The sequence below is a fragment of the Secundilactobacillus hailunensis genome (assembly GCF_005405185.1).
GTDB lineage: Bacteria > Bacillota > Bacilli > Lactobacillales > Lactobacillaceae > Secundilactobacillus > Secundilactobacillus hailunensis.
On sequence record NZ_BJDO01000025.1, the window covers coordinates 1 to 21,139 of the forward strand.

General features: G+C 44.0%; 23 protein-coding genes and 1 tRNA gene. 14 read left to right on the forward strand and 10 right to left on the reverse strand.

Annotated elements, in window-relative coordinates; translation table 11 throughout:
• Positions 1–235: 235 nt before the first annotated feature.
• From FFM73_RS07650 to FFM73_RS07660, 3 genes are all read right to left on the reverse strand, one after another.
• Positions 236–1,234, reverse strand: a complete 999-nt coding sequence (locus tag FFM73_RS07650) for a peptidoglycan recognition protein family protein (protein WP_137631187.1) — start codon at positions 1,232–1,234, stop codon at positions 236–238.
• A gap of 289 nt (positions 1,235–1,523) precedes the next feature.
• Positions 1,524–1,988, reverse strand: coding sequence for a Fur family transcriptional regulator (locus FFM73_RS07655; protein ID WP_137631188.1), 465 nt, complete (start codon positions 1,986–1,988; stop codon positions 1,524–1,526).
• Positions 1,989–2,068: 80 nt separating this feature from the next.
• A complete protein-coding gene (locus tag FFM73_RS07660; RefSeq protein WP_137631189.1) occupies positions 2,069–2,458 on the reverse strand; it encodes a GNAT family N-acetyltransferase in 390 nt (129 codons plus the stop codon).
• Positions 2,459–2,638: 180 nt separating this feature from the next.
• Between FFM73_RS07660 and FFM73_RS07665 the strand changes: the two genes are divergently transcribed.
• From FFM73_RS07665 to FFM73_RS07675, 3 genes are all read left to right on the forward strand, one after another.
• Positions 2,639–3,682, forward strand: a complete 1,044-nt coding sequence (locus FFM73_RS07665; protein ID WP_137631190.1) for a lactonase family protein — start codon at positions 2,639–2,641, stop codon at positions 3,680–3,682.
• A 193-nt stretch (positions 3,683–3,875) separates the two neighbouring features.
• Positions 3,876–4,157 carry a hypothetical protein gene (locus FFM73_RS07670; protein ID WP_137631191.1) on the forward strand — a complete coding sequence of 94 codons (282 nt, stop codon included), beginning with the start codon at positions 3,876–3,878 and terminating at the stop codon, positions 4,155–4,157.
• A 166-nt stretch (positions 4,158–4,323) separates the two neighbouring features.
• Positions 4,324–5,043 carry an SGNH/GDSL hydrolase family protein gene (locus FFM73_RS07675; RefSeq protein ID WP_137631192.1) on the forward strand — a complete coding sequence of 240 codons (720 nt, stop codon included), beginning with the start codon at positions 4,324–4,326 and terminating at the stop codon, positions 5,041–5,043.
• Positions 5,044–5,123: 80 nt separating this feature from the next.
• Here FFM73_RS07675 and FFM73_RS07680 read toward each other — a convergent pair whose 3' ends face one another.
• Genes FFM73_RS07680 through FFM73_RS07690 form a run of 3 tightly spaced genes read right to left on the reverse strand, consistent with a single transcriptional unit; the run spans position 5,124 to position 9,117 of the window.
• Positions 5,124–6,026: a sce7725 family protein gene (locus FFM73_RS07680; RefSeq protein WP_137631193.1), complete on the reverse strand. Its 903-nt coding sequence runs from the start codon at positions 6,024–6,026 to the stop codon at positions 5,124–5,126.
• Positions 6,023–6,718: a PH domain-containing protein gene (locus FFM73_RS07685; protein WP_137631194.1), complete on the reverse strand. Its 696-nt coding sequence runs from the start codon at positions 6,716–6,718 to the stop codon at positions 6,023–6,025. The genes FFM73_RS07680 and FFM73_RS07685 overlap by 4 nt, the downstream gene beginning before the upstream one ends.
• 2 nt (positions 6,719–6,720) lie before the next feature.
• Positions 6,721–9,117 (reverse strand): helicase C-terminal domain-containing protein, encoded by a 2,397-nt coding sequence (locus tag FFM73_RS07690; protein ID WP_137631195.1) that lies wholly within the window; start codon positions 9,115–9,117, stop codon positions 6,721–6,723.
• 357 nt (positions 9,118–9,474) lie between these two features.
• On the opposite strand from FFM73_RS07690, the gene FFM73_RS07695 reads away from it, so the two are divergent.
• From FFM73_RS07695 to FFM73_RS07710, 4 genes are all read left to right on the forward strand, one after another.
• Entirely contained in the window at positions 9,475–10,419 is a 945-nt protein-coding gene (locus tag FFM73_RS07695) for an aspartate carbamoyltransferase catalytic subunit (protein ID WP_137631196.1), read from the forward strand.
• 2 nt (positions 10,420–10,421) lie between these two features.
• Positions 10,422–11,702: a dihydroorotase gene (gene pyrC, locus FFM73_RS07700; RefSeq protein WP_137631223.1), complete on the forward strand. Its 1,281-nt coding sequence runs from the start codon at positions 10,422–10,424 to the stop codon at positions 11,700–11,702.
• A 90-nt stretch (positions 11,703–11,792) separates the two neighbouring features.
• Positions 11,793–12,002: a hypothetical protein gene (locus tag FFM73_RS07705; RefSeq protein ID WP_137631197.1), complete on the forward strand. Its 210-nt coding sequence runs from the start codon at positions 11,793–11,795 to the stop codon at positions 12,000–12,002.
• A gap of 132 nt (positions 12,003–12,134) precedes the next feature.
• Positions 12,135–12,524 carry a hypothetical protein gene (locus FFM73_RS07710; RefSeq protein ID WP_137631198.1) on the forward strand — a complete coding sequence of 130 codons (390 nt, stop codon included), beginning with the start codon at positions 12,135–12,137 and terminating at the stop codon, positions 12,522–12,524.
• Between the two features lie 82 nt (positions 12,525–12,606).
• On the opposite strand, the gene FFM73_RS07715 is transcribed toward FFM73_RS07710, so the two are convergent.
• Positions 12,607–12,945, reverse strand: coding sequence for a hypothetical protein (locus tag FFM73_RS07715; RefSeq protein ID WP_137631199.1), 339 nt, complete (start codon positions 12,943–12,945; stop codon positions 12,607–12,609).
• Between the two features lie 170 nt (positions 12,946–13,115).
• Between FFM73_RS07715 and FFM73_RS07720 the strand changes: the two genes are divergently transcribed.
• The 5 genes from FFM73_RS07720 (at position 13,116) to FFM73_RS07740 (ending at position 16,268) form a co-directional block, all read left to right on the forward strand.
• Positions 13,116–13,796 carry a Crp/Fnr family transcriptional regulator gene (locus FFM73_RS07720; protein ID WP_137631200.1) on the forward strand — a complete coding sequence of 227 codons (681 nt, stop codon included), beginning with the start codon at positions 13,116–13,118 and terminating at the stop codon, positions 13,794–13,796.
• A 68-nt stretch (positions 13,797–13,864) separates the two neighbouring features.
• Positions 13,865–13,937: transfer RNA gene (locus tag FFM73_RS07725), tRNA-Ala, on the forward strand.
• 102 nt (positions 13,938–14,039) lie between these two features.
• On the forward strand, positions 14,040–14,720 hold the full coding sequence (locus FFM73_RS07730) for a hypothetical protein (RefSeq protein ID WP_137631201.1): 681 nt from the start codon (positions 14,040–14,042) through the stop codon (positions 14,718–14,720).
• 238 nt (positions 14,721–14,958) lie between these two features.
• Positions 14,959–15,777: a hypothetical protein gene (locus FFM73_RS07735; RefSeq protein WP_137631202.1), complete on the forward strand. Its 819-nt coding sequence runs from the start codon at positions 14,959–14,961 to the stop codon at positions 15,775–15,777.
• A 197-nt stretch (positions 15,778–15,974) separates the two neighbouring features.
• Positions 15,975–16,268 (forward strand): hypothetical protein, encoded by a 294-nt coding sequence (locus FFM73_RS07740; RefSeq protein WP_137631203.1) that lies wholly within the window; start codon positions 15,975–15,977, stop codon positions 16,266–16,268.
• A 104-nt stretch (positions 16,269–16,372) separates the two neighbouring features.
• Here the strand turns inward: FFM73_RS07740 and FFM73_RS07745 are convergent, their stop codons facing one another.
• Complete coding sequence (locus FFM73_RS07745; protein WP_137631204.1) at positions 16,373–16,741, reverse strand: hypothetical protein; 369 nt, start codon at positions 16,739–16,741, stop codon at positions 16,373–16,375.
• Positions 16,742–16,869: 128 nt separating this feature from the next.
• Here FFM73_RS07745 and FFM73_RS07750 point away from each other — a divergent pair, with 128 nt between their 5' ends.
• Together FFM73_RS07750 and FFM73_RS07755 are read left to right on the forward strand one after the other, a co-directional pair.
• A complete protein-coding gene (locus FFM73_RS07750; RefSeq protein WP_137631205.1) occupies positions 16,870–18,351 on the forward strand; it encodes an MFS transporter in 1,482 nt (493 codons plus the stop codon).
• Positions 18,351–19,040, forward strand: a complete 690-nt coding sequence (locus FFM73_RS07755) for a YjjG family noncanonical pyrimidine nucleotidase (protein ID WP_137631206.1) — start codon at positions 18,351–18,353, stop codon at positions 19,038–19,040. The genes FFM73_RS07750 and FFM73_RS07755 overlap by 1 nt, the downstream gene beginning before the upstream one ends.
• Before the next feature lie 126 nt (positions 19,041–19,166).
• Here FFM73_RS07755 and FFM73_RS07760 read toward each other — a convergent pair whose 3' ends face one another.
• Positions 19,167–20,444 (reverse strand): O-acetylhomoserine aminocarboxypropyltransferase/cysteine synthase family protein, encoded by a 1,278-nt coding sequence (locus FFM73_RS07760; RefSeq protein ID WP_137631207.1) that lies wholly within the window; start codon positions 20,442–20,444, stop codon positions 19,167–19,169.
• Between the two features lie 412 nt (positions 20,445–20,856).
• Positions 20,857–21,009: a hypothetical protein gene (locus tag FFM73_RS12765; RefSeq protein WP_159459430.1), complete on the reverse strand. Its 153-nt coding sequence runs from the start codon at positions 21,007–21,009 to the stop codon at positions 20,857–20,859.
• Positions 21,010–21,139: the final 130 nt, after the last annotated feature.

Here is a 21,139-nt window from a genome sequence, read left to right on the forward strand (position 1 = left end):
TTGAAGCTTAGTCATAAAAAATCACCTCATCATAATTGATAAGGTGATCATACTGCGCCGTTAGACGCATTCATAGACGTTCGGTTATAGTGTGCTTACGACTAACTTACTCAAATTATCGTAACACTAATTGTTATCAAACAAAAAAGCAGTCCTCTTATAAAAGAGAACTGCCATTGTGTGCATACGTCGGTTACCAAGTATTGGTTATACACGCTTTATTTATATATTCAGACTAGTCAACGTCAACTGCGCCAGCGTATACCCAGTATTGCTTAGCGTTCTTAGCGGTGCTGAAAGTCATCCGGTACCAAGTTGTACCAGCTTTATCTTTGACACCCTTATCGTTAATGTAGACCTTCTTACCAGCGGTTGCCTTAACGGATGACCAGCTGTACTTAGAAGTACTTGCGTAAGCATTCTTAACGTGGTTGTAAAGACGGTAGCTGCTGTACTTACTTGAAAGCTTGCCAGTGGTCGTCAGTTTAGAATAAGTGACCTTATCTAATGGCGTAGCGGATGCTGAGCTGCTTGCCTTTGAAGCTGAACCGCCAAAATCACTGTAGTAGTAATTATGAACTAAGCCATAGAAATCAGACATAGTGTAAGCTTTACCGAAGTATCGCTTACCGGTGGTTGAATAATAACCAACTGGATCAGTATGATCAGAACCACCGAGGTATTTGGCAACGGAACCATGAGACCAGACTGTACCATTGCCATCATAGGCAGCATCGTTGGGTTTCAATCCGTATTGATGAAGCAGGTAAGCGGTGTACCAAGCAGCGTTTGAAACTTCGTGTGCAAAGGCACTCTTGCTGTGAACTTCAACTTGTTCAAATTGAACGAAGCGGGAGTTGCCAGGGAAGCCAACGCCCCAAGCAAGGTAGTTCGTATTGGCAATGTTAATAATGTGCGATGCATCAACGAAAGAGTGAACAAACGCATTGCGATAGTTAGACTTCATGTAAGCAATTTCGTTGTAGATCGTTGAATTAGGATTGGCCGTTTCATGAATAACGACACCTTCTGGTTTACCGACACCATGACGGTAAGCATTTTTAGGGAAACCACCCCAGAGGGCACTAGAAACTTTGGCCGGTTTGATATTTTGACTCGAAATATAATCATTTACGGGAGAGCTGGCATGGGCAGTAGTCGCATTAGCGGCACCCACTGTAAACAATGTCAGCAATCCGGTAAGGAGTAAGGAAAACTTTTTCACACTAATCATCTCTCTATAAACAAATTTTTTAATGAATTTAATGAACGGTCGATTCATTCTCTGCAACTATACTACCGAGAATAATGATACTTGACAAGTAAGTGAAGACCAAGAAAGCCTAATATTACAGTTATAGACGCCGTTTTAGCAGGCTCAGGCGAACTAGTTTTCATTCATGTTAAAAACAAGTAACAAAACTTTCAGTTACCTGCTGTTTGTTACAAAGTAAAGACCATATCAAAAAACCGAGTTAATTGCAATGCAAACTAACTCGGTTGCGATTTAATTTAGTGATCTGCTAAGAGGCTAAGGTAACTCCTTTAGCCTGACATTCCGGACAAAGGCCGTATAATTCGATGTGACAAGAGTTGAAGTTATAACCAGATTGTTTTTTAGCCGTATTTTGAAGCATCCCGTCAATTTGCGGCAGGTTAGGATCATAAATATCGGTGACCTTCCCGCAGTTTTCACAAATGGCATGATAGTGTGGCCGACCAAAGAAGTCGTAGCGCACACCACCGTTTTCGTTAGGAATTTCAATAACGATTCCCAGCTCCACAAATAGATTGAGCGTATTATAAACGGTGGCTAGACTCAACGATGACATTTGGGGTGCCAGTTCTTTATAGATTTCTTCAACTGGTGGGTGATTTTCATGGTTCATTAAGTAGTCTAGAATTAGTTTACGCTGAGGGGTGATCCGGACGTGTTGCTCACGGAGCTTTTTAAGCGCTTTACTCAGCGTGTCATCAGGCTCTTTCATGATAATAGTCTCCTTTCAGATTAGATTAATTATTAGTTACCTTCATTTAAACACTTTTTTTAGAAAAATTCCAGAGAACGTCATTTTAAGCTGACTATCAGCTGAAAACTTTGAAGTTCGTTTTGAGCGAATTCAGTCATGTAGTTTTCAATTTCTTCTACTAATGATTGACTAGTCTTAGTGACTTGGGTGATTGTCAGCTGGGCTTTTTTAAACTGATCGTCTGCCGGTGCCAAATTAACAATAGCAAGCAGGTCGTCCTGCTGCTTATCGCTGACGCCCCAGGTGAGGGCTTGATCGTTCATGATCGTGCTCATTTCACGGTTGACGTAGTTGGCTGTTTCAAGCATTGATTCCTTGGGATTAATAGTTTGTCGCAGGGCGTTAACGTCCTTGACTTTAAAATTGGTCAGCCAATCTAGTTGGTAATGCGGTGTCAGTATCGGGTGATAAAGTTCAAATTTTGCCATGAATGTACTTCCCTTTTGTGAGTGGATGGCTAAGAGTGTAACACAAAATAATGATGATTCAAAGGCGTTAAATCCTCGTAAAATTAAGCACAAACATTTGGGGATAACGTAAAAGCTGGACTAGACCTGTGCTATAATTAACGGGTAGAAATTAACTATAAGCATAGTGGAGGATTGAACATGATCGAAACATTTTTAATCGGTACCTATACACATAAGAGTAGTGAGGGTGTCTATGAACTGCAATTAGACACAGACAAGAAACAGTTACAAAACCTTGAATTAGTTGGCCGTGCCGGCAACCCAACCTACGTTGCTGAGTCCAAGGCCCACAAGGTTTACGCCATTGATGCAGAATCCGAAGATGGTAAAAAGATCGGTGGACTGAAGGTTTTTGATGCCGCTGAAAAGCCGTTCAAGGAACTGGATAAAAACCTGATTGCAGGTCCCAACCCAGCCTACGTTGCCGTTGACGAAGATCGTCAGCTGGTCTTTACAGCAAACTACCACACTGGTGTTGTGACGGTTTACAAGATCAAGGCGGATGGTACGTTGACCACGGCCGACACCGTTCAGCATACTGGTAAAGTTGGTCCTGCGCCTGAACAGCAAGACGGTCCGCACCCGCACTTTGCTGACTTAACGCCTGATAAACGGTTAGTTTCCTGTGATCTAGGTGAAGATGTCGTTTATCTTTACGATCTTAGTGATGAAGGCAAACTTACCGAAAAGTCACGTTTCAAGTGTGCTGACGGGTTTGGCCCACGGCACATCGTGTTCAACACCGACAAAAACGTGGCTTATCTAGTCGGTGAACTGGGCAGCGGCATTGAAGTATTGGACTACGATGCCCAAGCTGGTCAATTCACGTTACGTGAAGAATTAAAGACGATTCCCCGTGACTGGACGACGCATAACGGTGCTGCAGCTATTCGGCTATCCAGCGACCAGAAGTTTGTCTATGTCTCCAACCGTGGCTACAACTCAATTGCCACGTTTAAGGTTGAAGATAACGGTGAGCTATCATTGATCGATGAGATTCCTTCAGAGGGTGATTTCCCACGTGATTTCAACTTTAATGCGGATGAATCCTTCATCATCTTGGTCAATCAGAATACGGACAACGCAACCCTTTACAGCCGCGATGCTAAGAGCGGTAAATTAACCTTAGTTCAAAAGGACTTTGAAGTTCCAGAAGGGGTCTGTGTTGCACCCGTTAAATAAGTAAAAAACGGTTTATAAATAAGATTCATCTAAGCGTTCTCATTTTTAAAAGCCCGTGCCTATCAAGTTTAGGACACGGGCTTTTTAGCTATATTAGAACTTGCTAAAATCGGTTGTAAATCCCTATAAATCGGCGTTGGAAGCGTTACAATGTTTCTGGATAGAAATCAATCAGGATAGGAGTGAGTTAGACATGATGAATCGAATTAATCTTCAGTTAGTGGCTATGGGACACGAGGTAACGTGGGGACGAGTCTTGATATTAGCGCTGAACTTTGTTACTTTCATCAGTTTGATCTTAGGCGCATCAACTTCCTTATATGCAGCTTTGCTGTTTGCAAGCATGATTCTATTTAGCGGTCACTTTATCGTTTTTGATACGACCAAAGAAGCACGGGGGTTGCAGGAACTAGATCTGTGGCTCATTGGTCTGACACTGGCAGCGGGTTATTTGAAATTAGTTTTTGGCATTTAAAAGTACGTTAAAACATGTGATAAGTTCAAATAAATATGGATGAAAAATGGGCATTCTTAATTTAGGAATACCCATTTTATAATGTCGAACTTTTCTGATGGTTACCAGGTATGGCCGACTCAGAAATGTTAAAATAAAGAAAGTAATGATAGAGGGAGAAATTGTATTGAAACGACATACAGCAACAAAGAAACCCATTTGGAAACGGCCATTCTTTTGGGTGATTATCATTTTGATCGTATTGGTCGGCGGTATCACTATCAGTCGGCAAACAGGGGCCACCATATCTAACCATGAAAAGGTGTCTAAACCAAAACCCAAGCCAAAGCCGAAACCAAAACCGGTTAAACTGACAGCAAAAGAGAAAAAAGTGGCCAAGAAGTATGGTCTAAGTCCTCAAGCAACGGCTCATGCACATACTGCCAAAGTAACGGCCATCGGTGACTCGGTCATGGTCGATATTACGCCGGAACTGAAACAGGTTTTTCCGCACGCGTTGATTAATGGTGCCGTGGGCCGACAGTTCTATGATCTGCCAAATATCGCCCAAAGTTTAAAGGATGAAGATAAACTAGCTGACAACGTGGTGGTCAACTTGGGCACCAACGGCCCACCAGAAAAGAAGGATATTTCGCGGTTCTTGAAGGTAGTTGGTAACAAACGGCAAGTTTATTGGATCAACACTCACGTCCCAACGCAAAAATGGGAAGGGCAGACCAATCGACTAATTGCATCGACCGCCAAAACTAACCGCAACGTACACGTGGTGGATTGGCATGATCTAAGTAAAAATCACGCTAACTGGTTTGCAGGCGATGAGGTTCATTTACAAACTAAGGGTGCCACTGCCTACGTTGGCCTGTTAGCTAAAACGATGGCTAACTAAGTAACAGTGATATGCATAAATAAGCGTTATTCGGTGTTTGCCGAATAACGCTTATTTATGTTGTCTAGCTAGAATCCAATTTAGTTAGGTGCCGTTAATTTTAAATATCTTGCCATAATTTCCAAATGGTGTTCAATCGTCAAAGCTTTCAGCACGCCCATGCCAGGGAAGTGGTGTTCATCAGCTAAGGCTACTAATTTAGTGGTAGCGGTCGTCTGATTGATGACCGGTTGTGTTTTGATCCACGCAACCGCTTTAGTTAAAGCTTCGAAAAACTTGTTACGTTGATGTTTAAAATCTTCGTGTTGGTCAGAAACAAAATGGCGAATGCGCACCTGATCATTGGCGAGATAAATTAAATGCAGGGTCACGATTCGGCTGGGATGCCCACGTTCAAAGTACGGCGCGCCTTGAGTGAGATAATCGCTAAAGCCGATTTCGTGATACTGCTGAGCGAACTCAATGTCGTTACTCCAGAAACTGTCCGGTAGCTGGGTAAATTCAAAACTGTGTTCTGGTACGGCATAGTGGTCGAAGAGGTGACCAAAACGGCGGCCAGTCAGTAATCGGCGAATCCGAGCTTCTGGTGGGACTAACAGGGTAGCTGAATCGGGTAACCAGTCATGGTCTAAAAACAGTTTCAAATCAGCGTAGTGCTGCACAATGACCAGACTGTTGGCTAATAACTGTGGGGGCAGAAGCGGCGTTAAAATATAGGCCCGCTGAATCTCAGGCTGTTGGAAGAGGTCTTCAATTGGATAGCGTTTAGCGGCTTGAAAGTGATAGTGGTCCACCTGTGGATTTTGAATCACGGCCAGGGGTTGCTGACGCTGACTGAAGGTCTCAATGGTTTTGGGCAACGCTGGCACGTCACGAACCGGTTCGATAATGGGCATCACGTTTGGTGTCTCCGCTTGACCGGCAAATTCAGTTAACGCGCGCAGGTCGAATTGACGGCCACGAAAGTAGGGGTAATAGATCATTTGGAAGTTACCTCGTAAAGCTGGTGCTGCAGTTTAGCAATTTCTAAATTCAGCGCGTCGATTTCTTCTTGCAGCGCGGTCACGGCATTGGTCTGGGTTTCATCGATGAAGCGGTCATAGAAATTATTTTCCGGGTCGTAGATATCATAGTGCTGATGACGTTTCTTTAATTCCTTGAAGAGCCGGTCAGTTGAATATTGGCTGATTCCGGTTTCAACGCGCTTAGCTTTGCGGACTTCACGGGCTAATGAATAGAGAAAATGGCGCATTAAGTCGCCTTGATCCAGGGTGATCTCTTGAAAACGGGGCTTCTTTTCTACCGTTAAATAACCCGGTGCCAAAACGGGTTCAGTGGCGGCTTCTAATTGGGATGGGTCGTATTTTTGGTAGCTTAAGACGCCAATCTCAGTTGGAATTTCGTCTTTAAGCTCCTGATAGAGCGATAGTGGCAGCACGAAATAGTTATAGTTGCCCACAAAGGAGAGCTTCGCGTGGGAGTGAAAGTCACTCTTGGTCACTTTTAGTTCATAGCAGCGCCATTCATCCGAACCGTCTGGCAAATGCTGATAGCTTAAAGTATCCACGATGCCCTGATCATCTGGCATGGTGACTTCTTCCACCGCAATGCTGCCAGCTTCAAGGCAGGTTTCGTAGAGGGTCTTCTCAAGTTCTAATGTAAGTTTAGTTTTCACGGTTAGTGTTCCTTCTTATCAGTTTTAGCGGTCATTTCCCAGAATTGTTCAATGGTGGGGGCGAGTTCAGCAGCACTGTGCAGTACGCGGTGATACTGCCAGTGCGGCGGAAAGTAACGCGTGTAGCGCTGACTGGCGAACCGCTGATCCATTAAGAGGATGACACCCGTATCAGAAGCACTGCGAATCAGCCGGCCAGCAGCTTGAAGCACGTGATTCAGTCCGGGCAGCTGATAGGCGTAATCGAAACCGGGTTCGTCCTGGGAGTCAAAGTAATCTCGCAGCAAATCGTTTTCGGTACTGAGACCGGGCAGACCCACACTCACGATGCCTACACCGATCAGTCGGCTAGCAGTCAGATCAATACCCTCAGAAAAAATGCCACCTAAGATGCCAAAGCCCACCAGCGATTCGCTGGGTTCAGGGGTAAAAGCAGCTAAAAAGGCACTGCGTTCGTTCTCGTTCATATTGGGTTCTTGGATAACCGTTTTGACATCCGGATAGGCCATTTTAAAGGCCGTGGTGACGGTACTTAGGAAACTGTATGAGGGCAAAAAGATGAGGTAATTACCCGTTTTACCGGTGATCAATGTTTTAATACTGGTGATAATTTTAGCTAAATTAGCGTCGCGATTACGGTAAGTGGTACTAATGTAGTCGGTGATCAGAATGCTTTGATTTTTGGGTGGAAACGGTGAGGGCAACTGATAGCAGAGGCTATCTTCGTTACCGCCAAGGACGCGCTGATAGTAATCCAGCGGAGAAAAGGTGGCTGAAAAGAGTACGGCGCCACGACCCTTAGCCAGACAGTCATGCAAAAATTCACTGGGATCCAGACACAGCTGTTTAAAGGTGATTTCGCGATCAGCGTTATCACCTAAATTAATTTTAGTTCGGTAAGTTTCATCGTAAAAATCAGCAATTTTTAGGTAGCTGAGGCAGGCAAAATAGTAGTCCAAAACGGCCTTCGTATAGTCAGTCTGCGGTCGCTTTTCATCGCCCAGCCAGTCACTGATGTGGTCCCTGAGCTTTTCAACGGCTTGATTAAAATCGTTGGCAGGACTATTAAAGACACTTTCCTGGTCGTCACTCTCAATCAGCGGACCAGCAATCTTGAAAAATGCTCGGCGCATGGCGCGCAAGGCTCTTAGTAAAGTTGGCGTTCCTTCATCGGCCTGCTTAGTGGCAGCAATCAGATCCGTCAATGGTGCTAGTGACAGTTCGGTGGAATACATATCGCGAGAACGGCTGACGAGGTTATGGGCTTCGTCCACTAAAAAGAAGTTGTCGTCATCGTGGTCGACGGCGAAGAACCGCTGCAGATAGACCTGCGGATCAAACAGATAGTTATAATCACAGATGATGACATCACAAAACAGACTGATATCCAGTGAAAATTCAAACGGATCCAGCTGATGTTTGCGGGCGTAAGCCTCCACTGTTTCTCGAGTGATAGCAGTTTCGTTGGTTAAAATGTCTTTTAAACCGGGCTTTAAGCGGTCATAATAGCCCACCATGAAGGGGTTGTCCTCTGGCGCGAGGTTGACTTCTTCAGGAAAAGTGATGGTATCCTTTGCAGTTAGCGTAATGCTACGGAGAGTCAACCCCCGTTGTGTCATTAGATCCAAAGCTTGTTCGGCGACGCGCCGGGTACTTTGCTTGGCGGTGAGGTAAAACAGCCGCTGAATCTGATTTTCACCCATGGCTTTAATGCAGGGGAAGACGGTTGAAATCGTCTTACCTGTACCGGTGGGTGCTTCAATAAAGAGCTGTTTTTTTAGCCGGATGGCCTTGTAGACGGAGACCGCTAATTCCCGTTGACCAGTACGATAGTGGTCAAACGGAAACGGTAAATTTTTAATCGAAGTATTGCGACTGTGGCGTAAATCGGCCTGTAACTTCAACCAAGTTGCGTATTCGCTGGTAACAGCCTTAAAAAAGGTCGTGGCTTCCGCTAAGGTGTAGGTGATCTGCCGGGTGGTTACTTCTTCAGTTGTTCGGCGATAGTAGGTCAGTTGCAGGGTGAGCTGATCCAATTGTTCATCGGTCATGAGGATGTAGGCGTACATTTTGACTTGACCCCAGTACAGCGTCAGGGTGTTTTCGGTGAGATCTTCGAAAGCGGCATCGGAGGTTTTAATTTCTTCGATCAAAGTATCCTCGCCGTTTAGAATCACGCCGTCAGCCCGGCCGTGAATCAGGTAAGGCCTACCTGCTAATTTGACTTCGTGTTCCAGACTGTATTCTTTTTGGTAGTGCTTGCCGCGTGATTTTTGCAGCATTCGGTGAATTCGAGCACCTTCTAGTGCGGTATTCATGCTGTTCATGCTGGCGTTGAGATCGCCGGAGCGCAGCGTAAATTCAACGAGTTCACGGATGCCTAATTTGGTGATTGTCATTTTAGAGTCCTCTTTGTTCATAGCTGAAACCCATTATAGCATGATATGTGATTAACGAAATGGCACTCAAAAAGGCTCAAAAAAGTTAAAAAAAGCTTGTTTCAGGCAAGCAAACGAGGTATGATACCAGCAATGAAACCTTTAACAAATAGTCCTGTGAGGCTAAGAAGGAACGGTGAACTAGGCGTATAGCCTAGATTTTAGTGAACCTCTCTACCCACAGGCGGCAGAGAGGTTTTTTGTTGACTGACGATTTAATTGTCTCCCGTGAGAGCAAAACGTCCACAGGTTAATACTACCTAACAGGCGCGCTTTGCAAACACGGCAAGGCGCGTTTATTTTAGGAGGATATTATCTATGATTGAAACCACCAAGCCGTTAAGTTACGCAAACGTACTCAGTATGAAAGATCTAGAAGCCGATGAAGTCATGGCATTTATTAGGGAAGCCCAAGAGTTTAAGGCTGGTAAGCAAATTCAACTGACGCGACCAGCCTATGCCGCTAATCTGTTCTTCGAAAACAGTACCCGGACTCATACCAGCTTTGAAATGGCAGAACGCAAACTGGGGTTGCAGGTCGTTGATTTTAACCCAGCCGTCTGCTCAGTAACTAAGGGTGAGAGCATGGGCGACACCGTTAAAGCCTTACAAGCCATTGGCGTTGATGTGGTTGCTATCCGTGACCGGCAGAATGAATACTACAACCAACTTGTTAATGACCCTCATATTCACTTAGGCATTGCCAACGGCGGCGATGGCTCTGGTGAACATCCATCACAGTCACTGCTTGATATGATGACGATCTACGAAGAATTTGGTACTTTCACGGGCTTAAAGGTTGCCATTGTTGGTGATCTCTCCCATTCTCGAGTTGCCAAATCAGACATGGAAGTTTTGAATAAACTTGGCGTTCAGGTCTACTTTGGCGGTCCCAAGAAGTGGTTCGATGACCGGTTTGACGCCTATGGGACTTGGTTGCCAGTGGATGATCTCGTCGAACAAATGGACGTCATGATGTTCCTGCGGGTTCAGCATGAACGTTTGGATGCTTCAGAAAACAAGACCTTTACGGCAGCTAAATACAATGAAAAGTATGGTCTGACACCTGCTCGCAAGGCACGGATGCAAGATCACGCTATCATCATGCATCCAGCTCCTGTTAACCGCGGGGTTGAAATCGCCGATGAACTCGTCGAATGCGACAGTTCCAGAATCTTCCAGCAAATGGCGAATGGCGTCTTCGTTCGCATGGCAATCATGGCCAGTCTGCTGCGGTATCAAGGGCTGGTGGATGAAGATTAATGATGAAACGACTAATTAAAAATGGCCAGTGCCTGATTGATGGGCATTTACAAGTTCGCGATATTTTGATCACCGATGACAAGATTAGCCAGATCGAACAGCATATCACGGCTGATGTACCAGTTGATCAGATCATTGATGCGCAGGGGTTATTTGTAAGCCCCGGATTAGTGGATCTGCATGTGCATTTGCGTGATCCTGGTCAAACGGATAAAGAAACGGTTAAAACGGGTAGCATGGCAGCAGCCCATGGTGGCTATACCACTATTGCAGCCATGCCAAACGTGATTCCAGCACCGGATACACCGCAGCGAATGCGCGCGATGCTAGCTTTAAATCAGCGTGACGGTGCGGTTCACATGGTGCAATATGCAACGATCACCACTGAACGCGGCGGCGATGAGCTGGTGGATATGGCTGGTTTAAAAGCGGCTGGCGCCTTTGCTTTCAGTAACGATGGCAACGGGGTACAAACTGCTGGAACGATGTATCAGGCCATGAAACAGGCGGCTAAATTGCAGATGGCAGTGGTCGCCCACGCTGAAGATGATAGTTTGACCTATGGTGGGGTGATGCATGAGGGCAGCGTGTCAAAACGACTGGGGCTGCCCGGTATTCCCAGTGTTTCTGAAACTGCTCAAGTGGCCCGCGACGTTGCTTTAGCTGCTGCCACCGGCGTTCACTACCACGTCTGCCACGTGTCTTCGGCAGCCACTGTCCAGGTCATTCGGGCAGCCAAAGCAGCTGGCGTGCACGTGACCTGCGAAGTGTCACCGCACCACTTACTATTAAGTGATGAAGATATTACCGGTGATAACGCCATGTTCAAGATGAATCCGCCGCTGGGCAGCGAGCAGGATCGACAAGCTTTAATTGCCGGCTTACTGGATGGCACCATCGATTTAATTGCGACGGATCACGCACCCCATACGGATGCGGAAAAGGCGCAGTCTATGCTCAAAGCGCCCTTTGGCATTACGGGCAGTGAAACGGCCTTTGCGATGCTGTATACCAAGTTTGTTAAACCCGGACTTTTCAGCCTGGCACAATTGATCAACTGGATGGCCGTTCAACCGGCAGCCTTATTCGGGTTGAATGCCGGTCAGCTCACTGAAGGCGCACCAGCAGATCTGGCACTATTTGATTTAACCGCGCCCACAACCATTGATGCAGCTGACTTCTTATCTAAGGGGCACAACTCACCGTTTATTGGTGAACACGTTTTGGGGAGAACCGTGCGGACGTTAGTCGCGGGGAAGGATGTTTATGGGAGTAAGCTTTAAATAAATTTTGTGAAAGTACCTGTTAAAAGGGACTTGCCAGCGATGAACTCCAATTACTATAATTAAAACGTTAGGATTGGAGGAAATTGTATGACTGAGGCAGAATTAACGGCATTAAAGCCACTGTTGGCTGCGTATAATGTTGAACTAAAAACCAGTGGCACGATGATCACCCATGTGAATGGTCACGAAGCCCAGCTCGACGCTACGGGTTACATGCCTGATCAGCTGATCAAGGTCGTTTTAGAAATTATTGGCGCGGATTTGCGCGCAGCGTTATTTCAAAAAATGCACAAGTAATGTAACAAACGTGTGACAATTATTTCAAAATCTTGATAAATATTAACTTGGCTGAGATACCCACGTAATTTTCTTTGACTATACTAGTTCATGTTGTGTAAATACGAATTAGTTTATTGAGGAGAATTTATCTTGTCACTTAAAACTTGGGTAGCGAGCCTGTTACTTGCTGTATCAATGTTTGCGGGCGTTGCTGGTTTGACCGGAACGAACGCAGCTGCACGAACTGAATATAATCCGAAGGCGGATGCGATTATGAGTGTTTCAGCCTTCAAACGAATGGGCCGTGTGCATTATGACAAACGGGTCTTCACATACTATTCACCAAATGGCTCTCACGTCTTTGGTTTAGGTGCCTATACTTCAGATGGTACCTATACGTTGAATGGTCATGATAAGAATGGCTATTTGATCTTAGCCAACAACAAGAAGTTTGGTACCAAGATCAAGACACCATTGGGTATGGGTGTCGTTCATGATCGTGGCACTTATGGCGGTCACTATGATATTGTAATTAAGTAAAATTGAAATTTAGTGTATAAACAAAGCTGCGTTTTCCAATTTCGGAAAACGCAGCTTTGTTTATGTTTAATCAGGAGCTGAATCAGTTAAACTTCCAGTCATCCAGCTTTTTTTCATGATTACCAAGATAATTGATTGCTTCGTGGACCAGCGATTCTGATTTTTTTTCGTTTTGTTCGACGGATTGACCGCTATCATAGTCCGAAAGAAAGCCTTCACCAACGGCCTTGTAGAAATGTTGACGGGCTTCACCATTATCTTTAAATAGGGTATCTAAACCCTTAATATCATCCTTTGCTGCATTATAGATAACCTCAGCTAAATCATCGCGGTTACCTAATTTTTTGGCACCGTAATCCATTAAGAAGTCGTTCATATCGACAATAACGCTCTCCTTAAGTTCTCTTTCAGATTTTTTCAAGAATAATCACCTCTATCTTTATTTTAAGGCTTTACTGGGTCAAAATTCAATGTAGATATGTCAGTAAAAATGGTAAGCAACTTGATTTACATCAAGTTCAATAACTGTTTTATCCACTATAATTAGGTTAGAATGAGTTTGGAAGCTTCTATAGATAGGGGGTCAATACGATGTTAGAACATCATGATGCGATTGCGTGTGTTAAATTAGTCCCAATATTTCAGCAGTTAGATCACGACACGATTGCTGCCGTGGCTGAACTGGTGCAGGAACGGCACGTTAAAAAGGGTGAATTTGTTTTTATGGCAGGTGATCATGCCAATTCGTTAATGATCATGGCACATGGACAGGTAAAAGTCACTCAAAGTACGGCTAGTGGCCGTGAACAACTGATTCGATTGTTGCAGACCGGCGATTTTGATGGTGAGTCAGTCCTGTTCAAAGACTCGCAGCGGCAGACCAGTGCGGAAGCGTTAACTGATACTCAGATCTGCTTGATCACCCGGCAGGATTTTCAAGATTTAATTCAGCGTTCATCAGTAGTTGCCATTAATATGTTGAATGCGTTAGGCAAGCGGGTAACTGAACTGGAGGCCCAGGCAGCGGCTACTTTAACCACCAGTGTCGGGGAGCGATTAGCTAATTATTTGGTTGAAACGAGTTCTGAACTCGACACAGCTGATTTTGATCTGCCACTGCAAAAAAAGGATCTGGCCCTTTATTTAGGTACTTCACCAGAAACCATCAGCCGGAAGTTAAAACAGTTTTCAACGGCAGGCTTGATCACCCAGCATGGGCGTAACCATATTAAACTCGTGGATGTTGATGGTTTGATGATGGTGAATAGCTAATCAATCAAATAAAAGCGCTTAGAGCTATTAACAGTCAGCCAGATAAGTGGTAACCTGTTAGTATTGTTGGGTCCATAGCTCAGTTGGGAGAGCGCCTGCTTCGCATGTAGGAGGTCGACGGTTCAAGTCCGTTTGGATCCATTTTTATTTACCCAAAAATAGTATTCTAATTGTATTGGTACCTCACGCATGATTAAGGTTAAGTTAATGCGTGAGTTTTTTCTTTAGGAGGAAACTGCGATAATGAAAAAATTAGGAACCAAATTGCTAGTCGCATTGACAGTGGTACTTGGTGGCTTGGTGGCTTCTCAGCAGCCAGTTGCAGCGCATGCATCAACCACTTTTTCATCTTCATTAATTCCAAGCGGTCATTTTCAAAATGCGGCGAACCATTATGCGTTTCACTGGCAAAATTTTAAAGAAGGTAAAAGTAAGGGCCAAGTCCTTATTTTCGGTAATTTTAGTGGTGACATTAAACATCCGGCCATTCAATTTGGGTTGCCAACGAAGTATAAATTGAGTAAAAATCGCCGCACACTGACGACTTATTACCGGTTGATGGACTCTAAGGGTAAGCTGAGTGGTACTTACCGGATGGACGTTTATAAGTATAGTAATAGTAAATATCGCGTTAAGCTCAATCAGTATAAGGCAGGATTATTGCCAAGTTACAAAGGGTCTTCTTACACGTTTAACTTGACTAAGAATTCACCTGCACAGGCCTTTTCAACGTTTACAGCTAATCAATTAACTACTGACGGTATTGTTGAGGAAACGCAGTCGGTTCAAGAACAGCGTGACCAAGGTAAAACTACCGTAGATCCCAATTCTTCAAAAGTTCAGCAGCAAATTAAGGATGCTGTAACTAAACAGGTTACGCCATTGATTGCAAATATGGTTAAAGCTTATAATACGACACATTAAATTGTATTAGTGAAATTACGAGGCGCAGTCACATTCTGGTGGCTGTGTTTTTTGTTTATGGGCAAGGAAATACGTTTTTTAAGGCGTAATGAATTGCCTATATTTGGGATAGCAAGTATAATAACGAGGTAGCGAAAACGTTTACTAAAAAAATGGGTTTTCGATTGTATTGGGGTTCCACACATGATAAGGTTAAGTTAATGTGTTGAGTTGTTTTTTTAAGGGGGAAACTGCGATAATGAAAAAGATAGGGACAAAATTATTAGTTGTATTGGCGGTTGCACTGGGTGGTGTTGCGGCATCACAGGAGCCAACAATGGCAAAGTCGTCAAACACTATTTCATCGATTCCGAGCGGTCATTTTCAGTCGAGTAAGGCGCATTATGCTTTTCGCTGGCAAAGTGTACAAAGTGGCAAAAAAAAGGCACAAGTGCTTGTCTTGGGTGATTTTAATAAGCCTTCAGTTCAGCTTGGCTATCCTACTAAGTACAAATTGAGTAAGAATCGCCGGACTTTGACCACTTATTATCGTTTGAGCAGCTCAAAGGGAAAACTGGGAAAAACGACTTATCGGATGGACGTTTACAAATATAGTAGTAGTAAGTATCGCGTCAAATTAAACCAATATAAGGCTGGTCTCCTTCCAAGTTATAAGGGTTCAGCATATACTTTTAATGTGACTAAAAAGTCACCAGCGCAGAATTATGCAACAACTTATACTAAGCCTAAATTATTTAACGCAGCATATAAACCGACATATGATGCAAACTATGAACCAAATTATAAAGCAGCATATAATGCATATCTTAACGACGTAACCGATGCAATCAACAAGCAAGCTCAACAAGATTATAAAGATGGTAAAAATGGGGATCCAAGTACATCTGAAGCACAACAGGATATAAAAAATGAGGCACTTAAATATGTTAACGACAACGTTGACAAAATTACTCAAAATGTCACCACGAATCTTACCAAAAGTGTGACTCAAGAAGTTAACAAAGATGTTGATAAGACCCTTCAAAACTTGGTTTCAGCATATAATAACTTAAAATAAAAGGTTTTCTGTCAACGCAGGTTGATGAAATACTTTAAGAAGGTCAATTCATTTATGAATTGGTCTTTTTTTTCGTATCAACACTAAATCTCACAGAACCCTTTATTTTTAAAAAGGAAACCTGTTTGGCGGTTTGGAATCAAAAATGCTATGCTGTAAATGAATGAAATTAACTTTTACAAAAAGGAAGCAATGATATGGCAAAGCAAGATTTTTCAATTAAAGCTGATAAGCATCAAAATGGTGATGAAAAGCCTGAAATTCTCACCAAGGATTTGACTGAGATTTTGATCTTCTTACAGGAGTATGGTGTCGATATGGATAACCCAACACTTGAACAGCAATTGAGCAATACCGTAAGTAGCGGCCAGTCTTCAATCCAACCAGCTTCGCTTAAAGGCAAGCCCCAAATGACGGTTGACTTCAAGCAAACTAAGGAAAAGAACAACAAGTTTTCAATCGATGTTTCAATCGAACCATCACCAAAGTAACCTAAAGCATAAATTGAATCGCAGGCACAGTCACATTTTGTGGCTGTGTTTTTGTAGATTCAGTTTTTAGACGCAAAAAAGCCACCTGCTAGGCGGGTGGTAGTTTAATGCCGGACTGAACGGTGATTGCCACCGCGACGGCTCTTAATGATCTTACGTTTAAATTTGGGTTTGGCATTATCAGCTTCAAACTGGAAATGATGCATTTTACCAGCAAAGGGTTGGCCGCTCATTCGGATACGTAACCAGGACTGCATGGTTGCAAGCATCTGTTTGGCGTTTTCAACTTGAGCTGGCTGACCTTCTTTTTCAGCGGTTGGAAGGACGTCTTCTTGAATTTGTTTGACTAATTTTTGGTGATAAGCCACTAATTCCATGGTTAGGGGTGCTTGGGCGTATTGATTAAATAAGCCTTCAATGTAGCGCAGGGCATCCTTGGCATTTTGCGGTTGATAATAACGATCTTCTGTCATGTTTTTCACCTCGCATATTAGAATAGCAGGCTTAATGAGCTTACGCAAGAACGGTCAGCAAAGTACTGGTGCTGTTGATTCAAGTGTTTGATTAAACCGCAAAAAAAGCGTAGATTTATAAATTGTAAATGGTTGTTTTCAATGAAAGCAGGTGCAACGTGGCAACTAAAAGTTATGTAACAGATCCGCGAGTTCAAAAACATCGCTGGTGGATCTTGGCGGCAGTGGGACTATTTACGTTCATGTCAACGTTGGATGCTAGTATTGTCAATATTGCGCTGCCCGTGATTTCAAGTGATTTAAAAGTGCCAATGAACCAGGCAGAGTGGGTCGTCTCAATCTATTTGATCGTTATTTGTGCCCTGCTATTGCTGTTTGGCAAGCTTGGCGATTCACTGGGTAAAATTAAAATTTTTCGAATCGGTACAGTCTTATTTGTTTTAGGGTCGCTGTTAGCCGGTTTTAACGGCAGCTTTTACCTGCTGCTGTTGGCGCGAATCGTTCAGGCGCTAGGGGCTTCAATGACCATGGCGAACAATAACGGGATCGTGACGGAAATCTTTCCCTTCAGCGAGCGTGGTCGGGCTCTAGGAATGATTGGGTCATTTGTCGCGTTAGGGGCAATTGCTGGACCAGGTCTAGGCGGCATCGTCCTGTCCCAGTTATCTTGGGGCTATATTTTCTGGTTAAACGTGCCCATTGGGGTGGTGACCATCATTATTGGGCAGGCCATTTTACCCGCAGACCTGACTAAGTCGCACGAAAAAATTGACCGGTTCGGGGCTATCACCATGGCCTTATTTATGGTTTCGCTATTCGTAGGAATCTTTTTAGGCCAGGAAATTGGCTTTACTAAGCCATTGATCTTAGGGCTATTCGCATTTGCACTTATTATTGGTACCACTTTTGTTCATATCGAAAATCACCATGCCAGCCCGTTGCTATCATTTAGTTTATTCAAAAACGGTGCGTTTACCATGAGTTTACTATGCGGTTTCCTGATTTTTGTGACGAACTTCTTCTTTAATGTCATTTCGCCATTCTACTTAGAAAATGCCCGGGGATTAAAGCCCAACCTAGCTGGGTTTATCTTAATGGCTTATCCCATTGTTCAAGTGATCGTGGCACCGCTGGCAGGGGCGCTGTCAGATAAAATCGGACCGGAATTGATTACTTTTTGCGGCTTGATCTTAATTCTTTTAAGTCAAATTGGGTATATGCTGACAGACCTGGGCACACCGCTATGGCTATTTACCGCCATTATCGGCTTTGTTGGTTTTGGTAACGGTATTTTTCAAGCACCCAATAACACGATTGTGATGAACTCAGTTGATGCCAAAGATTTAGGGATTGCCGGTGGGATGAACGCACTAGTCCGTAATTTAGGCATGGTCGTTGGTATTTCCTTTGCGACAACGGTACTCTTTGCTGCAATGAGTCATTATAAGGGGACCAAGGTAACGACTTATATCAACGGTCAACCCGATATTTTCATTTACGGGATGCACGTGTCATTTTTGATTGCAGCCATTATTTGTGCAATTGCTGCGATGATAACTGGATATCGACTAATTAAACGACCAACTCAACCAACGAAAGGTGATTCATAATGGCATACCAAACATTACTTTTTGACATCGATGATACATTACTGAATTTTCAAGCGGCTGAAAAACAAGCGCTTGAAGGGTTATTCAGGGAGCTTAAACTCCCTTTAAGTCAGACCACTTACGACTTTTATCATGCGGAGAATTTAGCCCTCTGGCAGCAGTTCGAACTAGGCAAGATTAGTAAACCGAAGCTGCTTGTTAAACGGTTTACAACGTTGTTTACTCATCTTGGCATCACCACCGGTATCGATGGCCAGCAGATGGAGCAGCGTTACCGCTACTACTTGGGACAGGGTCACGAGCCGATGCCGCAAGCACCGGAAGTTTTAAACGACCTTAGCCAAAAACATGACCTGTACGTTGTGACTAACGGGGTGGCTAAAACCCAGCAGAAACGGCTTTCAGAAGCCCATATTGACCATTTCTTTACTGACGTTTTTATTTCGGAACTGGTAGGGGCGCAAAAGCCTGCCCGAGCGTTCTTTCAGCGGGTGACGGCCGATATTCAATCTTATGAACCCGCTCAAACCATTGTCATTGGGGATTCATTAACGTCAGACATTAAGGGGGCAGCCGGTTTTGGTTTGGATTCGGTATGGTTTAATCCCACCCATCAGCCTAACCAAACCACAATCAAGCCCACTTACGAAATTGATCAGCTGGAAAAACTGGAAACTATTGTAGCGTAAAAAAACGTTAACCTAGCCTAGGACGGCTGGATTAACGCTTTTTTGCTTGAATTGTTACAATTTTAATTGTCTTAATCAGTTATCAATGAATAGAATTTGAAAAATTGGACTTCATTTGCTGGTGAACTAAATCTTATCCAATCCTTGTTTCAAATCGGCGATCAGATCATCCACGTTTTCGATACCGACTGAGATTCGGATGAGATCGGGTGTGATGCCGGTTTGCTTTAACTGTTCTTCATTGAGTTGAGCGTGGGTCGTTGATGCTGGATGGATAATGAGTGAATGAGCATCACCAACGTTCGCGAGTAAGGAGAATAGATCAAGGCTTTCGGTTAATTTCTTCCCCGCAGCTTCACCGCCTTTAAGTCCCAGTGTGAAGATCGAGCCGGTGCCTTTAGGGAAGTACTTCTTGGCTAAAGCGTGATATTTGCTGTCTTCAAGATCTGGATAGTTGACCCATGCCACCTTTGGATGGTCGTTTAAGAACCGGGTGATCTTCTCCGTGTTGGCAACGTGGCGTTCAACCCGCAACGACAGATCCTCTAGTCCTTGAAGAAGTAAGAATGAATTAAAGGGACTAATTGCGGCCCCCGTATCACGTAAGGTTTGGGCACGAACCTTAGTTGTGAATGCTGCGGGTGCCAGATTGTTCCAAACTAAGCCGTTGTATGACGAATCCGGTGTCGTAAAGTCAGGGTATTTGCCAGATGCGGCATAGTCGAATTTACCGTTTTCAACGATAACACCGCCCATGCTGGTCCCGTGTCCGCCGATGAACTTGGTTGCTGAGTGAACGACCACGTCAACACCATGGTCTAACGGTTGAATCAAGTATGGTGTTCCAAAGGTATTGTCGGCAATCAAGATGATGCCATTGTCATGAGCAATTTTGGCCACGGCTTCAATATCAATGAGGTTAATGCCAGGATTACCAATGGTTTCAATGTACAGTGCCTTGGTATGCTCATCAATGGCTTTGGCAAAGTTTTGCGGGTCATCAGGATCGACAAAGGTGGTGGTGATGCCTAGTTTAGGCAACGTGACGCTGAATAAATCATAGGTCCCACCATAAAGCGTGCTGGCTGAGACGATGTTATCGCCCTGATTGCAGACGTTTTCAACAGCGGCCGTTACCGCTGCAGCGCCGGTTGCTAAAGCGACACCAGCAGTCCCGTTTTCAAGGGCAGCGACCCGCTTTTCAACCACGGCAGTCGTTGGGTTGGTGAGCCGGGTGTAAATGTTACCTGGATCGGTTAAAGCAAAGCGGCCAGCCGCTTGGGCAGCATCCTTGAAGACGTAAGAAGTCGTTTGGTAAATCGGTACTGCCCGCGCACCCGTTTCATCGACTACTTGACCTGCGTGTACCTGTTTTGTTTCAAAATGTAATTGTTTGTCAGCCATATTGATCTCTCCTTAATAAAATTAGTATTGATGATGCTATTCCGTGTTTTAAAATATGTGTGTTAGAAATGAAATGAAAAAAGCGTTCGTCCCATACCAAGCCTAAAGCTTAGTATGGGACGAACGCCGTGTTACCACCCATCTTCGCAATTCACTCACATGAACTGCCTCAACGACACCTTTTGATGTCTGGGATGGTAACGCATCCTTGCGGGTCAGTTGCGTGAACAGCTAACCATCATTTGCGGGTTCATTCGCCAAATTGAACTTTTCCTGCCTTTCACTAAATGCAGGTCGCTGGGTAAAGTCGCATTGGGTACTACTCCCATCAGAATTTCATTTTCTAATTACCATCTAATATAGACGGTCTTAATTTAGAAGTCAAATCTTTTTTTAGATTCAGCAGTAGGGATTATTTTTTCGGTTTTTTGGTAAATAGGGATTTAACCCAGCCAAAGAGCGGTCCCCAATCCATCATACCGCCTGAACTAGGGGGTGTTTTGACATTCAATTTGATCTTTGGCATGCTATGATATACATAGGGTTTACGTGGCTTTTCTGGCATCATCATCCCTCCTCATTATTGAATCAAAACTTTAATTACATTTTAACGCAAATCGATTGTTTTCAAACTTGAAATAGCGTAAAGTTTCAGTGTTATACTAGATGAAATCAACGAACAGAGAGGTGGGACG

Bases quoted from the DNA above. Each gene is read 5' to 3' on its own strand.
- FFM73_RS07650 (WP_137631187.1), bottom strand. From the start codon at position 1,234: ATGATTAGTGTGAAAAAGTTTTCCTTACTCCTTACCGGATTGCTGACA.
- FFM73_RS07655 (WP_137631188.1), bottom strand. From the start codon at position 1,988: ATGAAAGAGCCTGATGACACGCTGAGTAAAGCGCTTAAAAAGCTCCGT.
- FFM73_RS07660 (WP_137631189.1), bottom strand. From the start codon at position 2,458: ATGGCAAAATTTGAACTTTATCACCCGATACTGACACCGCATTACCAA.
- FFM73_RS07665 (WP_137631190.1), top strand. From the start codon at position 2,639: ATGATCGAAACATTTTTAATCGGTACCTATACACATAAGAGTAGTGAG.
- FFM73_RS07670 (WP_137631191.1), top strand. From the start codon at position 3,876: ATGATGAATCGAATTAATCTTCAGTTAGTGGCTATGGGACACGAGGTA.
- FFM73_RS07680 (WP_137631193.1), bottom strand. From the start codon at position 6,026: ATGATCTATTACCCCTACTTTCGTGGCCGTCAATTCGACCTGCGCGCG.
- FFM73_RS07690 (WP_137631195.1), bottom strand. From the start codon at position 9,117: ATGACAATCACCAAATTAGGCATCCGTGAACTCGTTGAATTTACGCTG.
- FFM73_RS07695 (WP_137631196.1), top strand. From the start codon at position 9,475: ATGATTGAAACCACCAAGCCGTTAAGTTACGCAAACGTACTCAGTATG.
- pyrC (WP_137631223.1), top strand. From the start codon at position 10,422: ATGAAACGACTAATTAAAAATGGCCAGTGCCTGATTGATGGGCATTTA.
- FFM73_RS07705 (WP_137631197.1), top strand. From the start codon at position 11,793: ATGACTGAGGCAGAATTAACGGCATTAAAGCCACTGTTGGCTGCGTAT.
- FFM73_RS07720 (WP_137631200.1), top strand. From the start codon at position 13,116: ATGTTAGAACATCATGATGCGATTGCGTGTGTTAAATTAGTCCCAATA.
- FFM73_RS07730 (WP_137631201.1), top strand. From the start codon at position 14,040: ATGAAAAAATTAGGAACCAAATTGCTAGTCGCATTGACAGTGGTACTT.
- FFM73_RS07735 (WP_137631202.1), top strand. From the start codon at position 14,959: ATGAAAAAGATAGGGACAAAATTATTAGTTGTATTGGCGGTTGCACTG.
- FFM73_RS07740 (WP_137631203.1), top strand. From the start codon at position 15,975: ATGGCAAAGCAAGATTTTTCAATTAAAGCTGATAAGCATCAAAATGGT.
- FFM73_RS07745 (WP_137631204.1), bottom strand. From the start codon at position 16,741: ATGACAGAAGATCGTTATTATCAACCGCAAAATGCCAAGGATGCCCTG.
- FFM73_RS07750 (WP_137631205.1), top strand. From the start codon at position 16,870: ATGGTTGTTTTCAATGAAAGCAGGTGCAACGTGGCAACTAAAAGTTAT.
- FFM73_RS07755 (WP_137631206.1), top strand. From the start codon at position 18,351: ATGGCATACCAAACATTACTTTTTGACATCGATGATACATTACTGAAT.
- FFM73_RS07760 (WP_137631207.1), bottom strand. From the start codon at position 20,444: ATGGCTGACAAACAATTACATTTTGAAACAAAACAGGTACACGCAGGT.
- FFM73_RS12765 (WP_159459430.1), bottom strand. From the start codon at position 21,009: ATGCCAGAAAAGCCACGTAAACCCTATGTATATCATAGCATGCCAAAG.